At 74.1% G+C, this 8,664-nt stretch carries 5 protein-coding genes and 1 pseudogene; 4 read left to right on the top strand and 2 right to left on the bottom strand.

Going from position 1 to position 8,664, the window contains the following annotated elements:
• Window positions 1-497 precede the first annotated feature (497 nt).
• Window positions 498-1,916 carry a pyridoxal phosphate-dependent decarboxylase family protein gene (locus tag E2C05_RS25320; protein ID WP_133222424.1) on the bottom strand — a complete coding sequence of 473 codons (1,419 nt, stop codon included), beginning with the start codon at window positions 1,914-1,916 and terminating at the stop codon, window positions 498-500.
• A 232-nt stretch (window positions 1,917-2,148) separates the two neighbouring features.
• On the opposite strand from E2C05_RS25320, the gene E2C05_RS25315 reads away from it, so the two are divergent.
• The 3 genes from E2C05_RS25315 to E2C05_RS25305 all read left to right on the top strand — a co-directional run bounded on the left by E2C05_RS25315 (window position 2,149) and on the right by E2C05_RS25305 (window position 6,801).
• Entirely contained in the window at window positions 2,149-3,144 is a 996-nt protein-coding gene (locus E2C05_RS25315; RefSeq protein WP_133222423.1) for a Bug family tripartite tricarboxylate transporter substrate binding protein, read from the top strand.
• A gap of 578 nt (window positions 3,145-3,722) precedes the next feature.
• Window positions 3,723-4,394, top strand: coding sequence for a tyrosine-protein phosphatase (locus E2C05_RS25310; protein ID WP_133222422.1), 672 nt, complete (start codon window positions 3,723-3,725; stop codon window positions 4,392-4,394).
• Between the two features lie 97 nt (window positions 4,395-4,491).
• Window positions 4,492-6,801, top strand: coding sequence for a spermine/spermidine synthase domain-containing protein (locus E2C05_RS25305; protein WP_133222421.1), 2,310 nt, complete (start codon window positions 4,492-4,494; stop codon window positions 6,799-6,801).
• Between the two features lie 191 nt (window positions 6,802-6,992).
• Here the strand turns inward: E2C05_RS25305 and E2C05_RS25300 are convergent, their stop codons facing one another.
• Complete coding sequence (locus tag E2C05_RS25300; RefSeq protein ID WP_158292363.1) at window positions 6,993-8,027, bottom strand: AbrB family transcriptional regulator; 1,035 nt, start codon at window positions 8,025-8,027, stop codon at window positions 6,993-6,995.
• Between the two features lie 246 nt (window positions 8,028-8,273).
• On the opposite strand from E2C05_RS25300, the pseudogene E2C05_RS25295 reads away from it, so the two are divergent.
• A pseudogene (locus E2C05_RS25295) lies at window positions 8,274-8,664 on the top strand (hypothetical protein); the annotation flags it as partial.

Raw genomic sequence — 8,664 nt, 5'->3', positions numbered from 1 at the left:
GCCGCGTCCCCTGCGCCGCCGCGCCCGAGCAGCCGGAGACCGGGCGCGGCGCTGCCGTGAACCGCCGCAGGCGACAGCCCGGCATCGGGTCGAGGCCAGGGCGCCCTTGCCGCACCTGCCGCGGCAGCATGCCGTCGAGGCTGCCGCCGCGGGCGAGGCCGCGCAGGCAGGCGGCCTGGACGGCGATGGGCGCGCGGGCAGCGGGGTGCGACAGGCCGGGCGGGCCTTCCGGGATGCCCGTCCCACGCCAAGGCCGCGCCCGCCTGCGGTCGCCGCCCGGGGCAAGGGGCGATCGGGATATCGCCGGCCTTGCCTCGGCAGATGGGGTTGGCTATAGGAAAAAGGTCACGGTCTGTGCGCTGCCTGGCGGCCCGCGACGTCCCCGATAAATCCGCTCAATCCCTCAATTCCAAAATCCGGATCGTCAGAAACCCGGTCCGGATCAGCCGTTTGCCCAAAATATGTCGCAAACGACACTACATGGAATTGAGCGCCGCTCAGCCCGGCCCTTCGGCCGCCCGCCGCATCGCGTCCCACAGCGCCGCGACATGCGCATGCTCGGTCGTCTCCGCCCCGACCGAGACGCGCACCATCCAGCGCCCGTCCAGCACCGCCGGCGTCAGATAGGCCGCGCCGGAGCGGTTGATGCGCTCCGCCCATCCCGTGGTGTGCGCATCCAGCGCCGCGCCTTCCAGCCCCGGCGGTTCGTGCCGCAGGCAGACGGTCTGCAGCGCCACCGGCGCCAGCACGCGCCAGCCCGGCGCGGCCGCCACCTGCTCCGCCAGCCAGCGCGCATTCGCCATGTCCCGCCGCAGCCGCGCCCGCAGCGCCTCCACCCCCTGCTCGCGGATGACGAACCACAGCTTGAGGGCGCGGAAGCGCCGGCCGAGCGGGATGCCCCAGTCGCGCAGGTTCTTCACCTGCCCGTCCACGCTGGATTGCAGGAAGGACGGGTTGGTGGACATCACGCGCATCAGGTGCTGCGGGTCGCGCACGAAATACAGCGAGCAGTCGAAGGGCACGCCCAGCCATTTGTGGGCGTTCAGCACCAGGCTGTCGGCGGCCTCGATCCCGTCCCACATCCAGCGGCATTCCGGCAGGATCATCGCGCTGCCGGCCATGGCGGCATCCACATGCAGCCACAGGCCATGCCGGCGCGCGACCGCGGCGATGGCGCCCACGGGGTCCACCGCCGTGGTCGCGGTGGTGCCGGTGGTGGCGACCACGGCGCAGGGCCTCCATCCCCGCGCCAGGTCCTCCTCCACCATCGCCGCCAGGGCATCGGCGCGCATGGCATAGGCGTCGTCGAAGGGTACCAGCCGCACCTGGTCCCGCCCGAAGCCGGCGAGCAGCGCCGCCTTGTCGACCGAGGAATGGCTCTGGGCGCAGACATAGACGACCAGCGGCGCCGCCTCGGCCTGCAGGCCGCCGCGCGCCATGGCATAGCCGGTGCTGCGTTCCCGGGCGCAGAGCAGCGCCACCAGCGTGCTGGTGGAGGCGGTGTCCTGGATCACCCCGCTCCAGGCCGGGCTCAGCCCGACCATCTGCCGGACCCAGTCGGTGACCACCTCCTCCAGCTCGGTCACCGCCGGGCCGGACTGCCAGGACAGGCCGATGACGCCGAGGCCGGTGCTGACCAGGTCGCCCAGCACGCCGGCCAGCGGCGCATTGGCCGGGAAATAGCCGAAGAAGCGCGGCGACTGCCAATGCGTGATGCCGGGCATCACGATCCGGTCGAGATCGGCCAGCACCGCCTGCATGTCCTCCGGCTGGTCCGGCGGGCTGGCGGGGAGCTGCGCGCGGATCTCCCCCGGCGCGACCGGCGCCTGGACGGGATGGGCTTCGAGGCCGGCGCGGTAGTCGGCGACCCAGTCCACCAGCTGGTGGCCGAAGCGGCGGAATTCCTCCGGTGTCATCGGCAGTCCCTCAAGCCGGGGCAGGCGCCGCAGGGCGGCCCCGGAATTCGATGGTGGCGCGGAGTCCCGCCGCCGGGCCGCGGCCAGGCGCCGCGCCCCCGGTGGCGATCCGCGCCGTCCGGCCGATTCTTGCCGCAGCCGGCGCGGCCCGGCGACCCCCCCTTTGCGCCACGTCCCCACCGGTGCCATGAGGCGCGCCCCACCAGGGCAAACCGACCGGGAGAGACACCGCATGACCACGCGCCGCAGCCTGCTGCTGGCTGCCCCCCTCGTTCCGCTCGCCGCGCCGGCCGTGTTCCAAGGGGCACTCGCCCAGTCCGCCGGCGACTGGCCGAACCGCCCCGTCCGCGTGGTGATCCCCTGGCCGCCCGGCGGCTCGACCGACGTGCTGGCGCGCATCGTCTCGGAACAGCTCTCGGCGAAGCTCGGCCAGCCCTTCGTGCTGGAGAACCGGCCGGGTGCCAGCGGCAATATCGGCATGGAGGCGATCGCGAAAGCGGCGCCGGACGGCTACACCCAGGGGCCGGCGACGGTCGCCAACCTGTCGATCTCGCAATTCCTCTACGCGAAGCTGCCCTTCGACCCGGAGAAGGACTTCTCCGTCATCTCCATGCACTGGGAGTTGCCGAACGTGGTGGTGGCGCCGGCGCAGTACACGCCGCCGAACACGCTGCGGGAGTTCATCGACTGGGCGAAGGCGCGGCGCAACGGCGTCTCCTTCGGCAGCCCCGGGGTCGGGACGACGGCGCATCTGTCCGGCGCCCTGTTCTGCGACCGGGAGAGGATCGACGGCCAGCACGTGCCCTTCCGCGGCGCGGCGCAGATCATCCCGGCGATGCTGTCGGGCGACCTGACCTTCGCCATCGACAACCTGGCCAGCTACATCCCGGTGATCGCGGAGGGGCGGCTGAAGGCCTATGCGGTGACCAGCCCGGCGCGCTGGCCGACGCTGCCGAACATCCCGACCATGGCGGAGGCCGGGGTGCGGGATTTCGTCGTGACGTCCTGGTGCACCTGGGTCGGGCCGGCCGGCATGCCGCGCCCGATCATGGACAAGGTGAATGCCGCGCTGCGCGAGATCGCGGCCGACCCGGCGGTGCAGCAGCGCTTCCAGCAGACCGGTGCCCGCTGCCTCTGGAGCACGCCGGAGGATGCGGTGGCCCATGCCGCCCGCCAGCGCCCGATGTTCGCCGAGATGGTGAAGATCAGCGGCGCGCGGATGGAATAGGCGAGGGCGGGCCGGAAGGCACCGGGGGAGTGTAGCTCCCGCCTTCCCCCGCTTGCCGCTCAGCGCCCGCTGGCGGGGGCTTGGGCATGGTGACGGTCGCGCTCCCCGCCGCCGCCCGATGCCCGGATGCGGTCCGGCTTGGTGGGCCGGTGGCGCGCCGGCCCCTGGTCGTCCCGGTCGCGGTGCGCCCGTTCCTGCGACCCGCCCCGGTGGCTGCGGCCGGGGCCGCCGGCATCGCGCTGCCGATCCTGCCCGCCGCGTTGCGGCCGCGTCTCGGCGGTCCTGCCGGTGGCCCTGCTGGGTCGTGGTCGGCGCCCTGTCGGCGTGCCGGCCCTGCTCGCCGAGATGGCGATCCCGGCCGGGGCGCTCCGGGCGGCGTTCCGCAGGCGGGGCCGGCGGCGGATGCGCCTGCGGCCGCGGAAGTCCCTCGGCGGGCCTGCCCCCCCCCCCCGGGCCAACACGGCGCCAAGGCGCGGCGTGCCGTATGGCGCCCGCGGCCGGGGCGGCCGGGCGCGGGCGCCTGGATCGCCCGAGGATCCGCTCTGGCCTTCCCGCGGCCCACGCCGCATATCGCCGGCATGTCCGGGACCCGCACCGGGGCGCCGCCGCTCGAGGGGCGGCGCGCCTGGCTGAACAGCCTCCTCGTGGATCACGCCCTGCTGCGCATCTCCTGGCGCAATTGGGGCGTGGTCGAGAGCGGGCGGCTCTACCGCTCCAACCACCCGCTGCCCTGGCAGCTGCGGGATGCGCAGCGCCGCCTCGGCCTGCGCACGGTCATCAACCTGCGCGGCGAGCGCCGCGACTGCGGGTCGGACCGGCTCGGCCGCGCGGCCGCCGCCGCGCTCGGCCTGCAGCATGTGGATGCGCCCTTCGAGAGCCGCGGCGCGCCGCACAAGGACCGCATCCTCCGCCTGGCCGAGATCTTCCGGAGTGTGCCGGAGCCGGTGCTGATCCATTGCAAGTCGGGCGCCGACCGCACCGGCCTGGCCGCCGGGCTGTGGCTGCTGCTGCAGGGCCGGCCGGTGGAGGAGGCGGCCGCCCAGCTCTCCCTCCGCTGGGGGCATGTGCGGCAGAGCCGCACCGGCATCCTCGATGCCTTCTTCGCCCGCTATGCGACCGAGACCCGGGAGCGGCCGAAGCCCTTCCTCGACTGGCTGCGCGAGGATTACGACGAGGCGGCGCTGCGGCGGGACTTCCAGTCCCGACCCTGGGCGGACCGGCTGGTGGATGGGATTCTGCGGCGGGAATGACATTCCTGTCACATTGAAGCCACTTTCAAGACTTTCGCCGGCCCGTTTCGTGTGGCGAAACGTCCTCTCCGGATTGCGTGATGGGGAAACGCCGCCGATGCCGCGTCTGATGCTGGCCTTCTTCTGCTCGGGCTTCGGCGCCCTGCTCTGCCAGATCGTCTGGCAACGCATGCTCGGCATCTTCGCGGGGTCGGACACGGTCAGCGCCGCCCTGGTGGTCGGCGCCTTCCTGGCCGGGCTCGGCCTCGGCTCCATCCTCGGCGCCCTGCTGGCGGACCGGCTGACACCGGCCCGGGCGCTGCTGGGCTTCGCCCTGTGCGAGGCGGTGGTGGCGCTCTGCGCCCTGGTCTCCAAGCCCTTCCTCTATGACTGGCTGGCGCTGGGCCTGGCCGGGCGGGTGGAGGGGCCGGCGCTGGTCTTCGCCCTCTGCTTCGCCGGGCTGGTGGTGCCGACCACGCTGATGGGCGCGTCCCTGCCGCTGCTCTGCCGCGCCATCGCCACCTCGCTCGACAGGCTGGCGGAGCGCATCGGCACCCTCTACGGCCTGAACACGCTGGGGGCGGGGCTGGGCGCGCTGCTGGGCGGCTGGCTGGTGGTGGGCAACCTGGGCTTCACCGGGGCGCTCGGCCTCGCGGCCACGCTGAACCTGGCCGCCGCCGCCCTGGCGCTGACCCTGCTGCCGGGCGCGCGCGCCGCGGCGGCGCCGGACGCCGCCCGGCCGGGCGCGGCCAAGGCGGCCCCCTTCGGCAGCCTGCCGCTCTGGTGCCTGCTGGTCTTCCTGTCGGGCTACGTCATCGTCGCGCTCGAGATCCTCTGGGTCCGGCTGCTGGGGCAGGTCGGGCAGTACCATGCCTATCTGTTCCCCACCGTGCTCGGGATCTTCCTGCTGGCCGATGGGCTGGGCATGGCGCTGGCGGCGCGGATGGTGCGGCGGCTGCCGGACCCGCGCCCGGCCTTCTTCGTCACCCAGGGGGCGGGCTTCGTGCTCGCCGCGCTGCTGATCGGCGCGCTCTGGCTGGCGCTGCCCTATCCGCCGCTCAGCGGATTGATGTCGGTGGACCACTGGCGCTTCACCCTGGCGCCGATGGTGGTCTCCACCCTGCTCGTCGTCGTCGTGGTGGCGCCGCCCGCCTTCCTCATCGGCATGACCTTCCCCTTCGTCCAGCGGGCGGTGCAGCAGGATCTGGCGAGCGTCGGCGCCCGGGTCGGCTGGGTGCAACTGGCGAACATCGCCGGCAATGCCGCGGGGTCGATCGGCACCGGCCTCGTCACGCTGCACATCCTGGGCAGCATGGGCACGCTGAAGCTGCTGGCGGCGCTGTCGGCCCTGCTGCTGCTGGGCTGGCTGTGGCAGGCCGGCCGCGGCGCATCCCTGCTCGCCTCGCTCCGCGCCCGGCGCTGGGAAGCCGGGCTGGCCGCCGCCTGCGCCGTGGCGCTGGTCGCGCTGCCCGGCAACGGCACCTTCTGGAGCCGCATGCACGGCCAGGCGGAGGGCAGCTTCGCCGCCTGGTCCGAGGACCGGTCCGGCGTCGCGTTCTACCGCGAGACGGCGGAGGACCCGGGCAAGCCCACCGGCCGCTTCTTCATCATGGGCCATGGCCAGGGCAGCGTGCCCTTCCTGCCGGTGCACATCCTGCTCGGGTCCATCGGCCCGCTGATCCACCCGGCGCCGGAGAAGGTGCTGGCCATCGGCGTCGGGTCCAGCGGCACGCCCTGGGGCGCCGCCATCTCCCCGGCGACGAAGGAGATCCGGGCGATCGAGCTGATCAAGCCGGTGCTCGACACGCTGGCGGAGATCGCCGCGGCACGGCCGGAGGGCGCCGTCGCCGCCCTGCTGCGCGACCCGCGCGTGCGCTTCGAATATGGCGACGGCCGCCAGGCGCTGGCCCAGGGCACCGAACGCTACGACGTCATCGAGGCCGATGCGGTGCTGCCGCAAAGCTCGCATAGCGGCCTGCTCTATTCCGCCGAGTTCCTGGAGGCGGTGCGGACCCGCCTCGCCAAGGGCGGGATCTACGTGCAGTGGGCGCCGACCGCGCGGGTGGTGGAGACCTTCGCCGCGGTCTTCCCGCATGCGATCCTGCTGCAGCCCTTCCCGGTGCTGATCGGGTCCAACGACCCGATCCCCTTCGACCATGCGCGCCTGCTGCAGAAGCTGGCCGATCCGGCGGTGCTGGCGCATGCGAGGCGCGGCAATCCCGCCATCGGGTCCCTGGCGCAGGAGGTCTCGGGCGCGGCCTATCACTGGCGGCCGGAGACGGCGCGCGACCCGGCCAGCCTGACCGACATGTTCCCGCGCGACGAGTTCTTCGCCAACCACGACTACCTGTATCGCTGGCAGCCGCGCACGCCGCAGCAGGCGCAGGCGGTGCCGCCGCGGGCGACCGTGGCGGCGGTGCCGCGATAGGCGAGGGGGACGCCGTCCCACTCCCCGGGACCCCATCGCAGGCTCTGCCTTCGACGGGCGCCCCGATCTTCCCCTGCCAAGGGCCAAAGGGCCCCTGGAACCCTTGGTGCCGGCGCGCAGGGTTGGCGTGGCGGCTGCGCGCCAGACACGATGATCATGCCGGACAGCATTCATGCTGGCCGGCATGGGTTCTACAGCAACCCCCAGCGCACGCCCCATTTGTGCAGCGGCCCGACCAGCAGGTTGCACAGCACCGTGCGGGTGAGGTGGAAGCCCAGCACCAGCGGCACCGCCAGTTCCAGCGCCTTGGCGGTCAGCGCCATCTCCGGCATCCCGCCCGGCGCCAGGCCGAGGATCACCGCCGCCACCGGCATGTCCGCCAGCACGGCGACGCCCCAGGCGAGCAGCGCCAGGACCACCGACAGCACCGCCGAGGAGAGCACGCCGGCCAGCGCCAGGCGGCGGGAGCGCAGCAGGAAGCTGCGCGTCAGCCGCGTCCCCAGCGTGGCGCCCATCGCCACCTGCGCCGCATCCACCACCGGCACCGGCACGCCGGAGGGCAGATGGCCGGTGGCGGCGAGGATGATCGCCAGGCCGCAGGGCCCCAGCATCCAGGGATTCGCCAGGCCGAGGCGGCGCAGCGGGAAGGCCAGCAGCAGCCCGGCCGCGGCCATGCCCAGCAGGCCGGGCCACCACACCGCGGCGCGCGGCGCCATGAACTCGCTGTACTCGCCATGCGGCGCCAGCCAGCCGAGCAGCGGCGGGAAGGTCAGCACCACCACCAGCACCCGCATGGTCTGCGCCAGGGTGACGGCGGCGACGCTCGCCTTCGCCTCCTGCGCCAGCATGGCCATGACGATGACCCCGCCCGGCACGGCGCAGAAGAAGCCGGTCTGCGCATCCGTCCCGGCCAGCCGGGTGAACAGCCGCGCCACCAGGAAGCCGGTGGCGATGGAGGCGACGCCGCAGAGCAGCAGCACGGGCAGCGCCCCGGTCACCGCCGCCAGCACGGGGCCGGAGAAGGTGCCGCCGAGCCCGAGGCCGAGGAAGACCAGGCCCGCCGGCCGCGCCCAGGCCGGCACCGCGACCTCCCGGTGCCAGGCGAGCGCGGCGGTGCCCATCATCGCGCCGATCATCCAGGCGAGCGGGACATGCAGCAGCGCGAGCAGTGCGCCGCCGAGGGCGGCGACGCAGGCGGTGATAAGGTGGGTGCGGAGGGACGGCAAGGCGCCGGGCAGGATCGGCCCTGCGCCTGGCGGCGTCAAACCAGGCTGGCGCACCGCCCGCCCCGTGGCGGCACCGGCGAACCCGCCGCGGGGGATCGTGCCGTCGGGCCAGGACGGCCGAGCCGGCGGCAGCGGCCCGCCGAGCGGCAGGGCCGGCGCGCCGGAAACCCGCGGCGACACCGTTTTTGGTGGCGCGGCTTAACCCCTTCTTCAGGCATTTTCTGTCATGGAAGGGTTGCAAGAGCCATGAGCACGGTCGCCCCCCTGTCCCCGCCTGTGGCGGCGGACGCCCCGAAGGAAGCCGCCCCGCGGCCGCGGGTCTCGGCGCGGCCGGAGCCTGCCCCGACGGCGCCGGAACCGCCGGCGACGCCCAACCCCTCCCTGCGCCTCGATCCCGCGCTGGGCCTGGTGGTGCTGGAATTCCGGGACCGGCAGGGCCGCACCGCGACGCTGCCGACGGAACGCGAACTGGCCGCCTATCGCAGTGCCCGCGGCCGGGCCGAACCGGGCCAGGGCACGCCAGGCCAGGCCACGCCAGCGCAGGGCACGCCAGGACAGGCCCCACTGGGCAGCGCCGCGCCCGCGATCCGCCCGGCCGATCCGAACGCCGCCGCGGCCGAGCCGCCGGCGCGTCCCG

Source organism: Paracraurococcus ruber (assembly GCF_004353985.1).
GTDB lineage: Bacteria > Pseudomonadota > Alphaproteobacteria > Acetobacterales > Acetobacteraceae > Paracraurococcus > Paracraurococcus ruber.
This window is presented reverse-complemented; position numbering and strand designations above follow the sequence as displayed.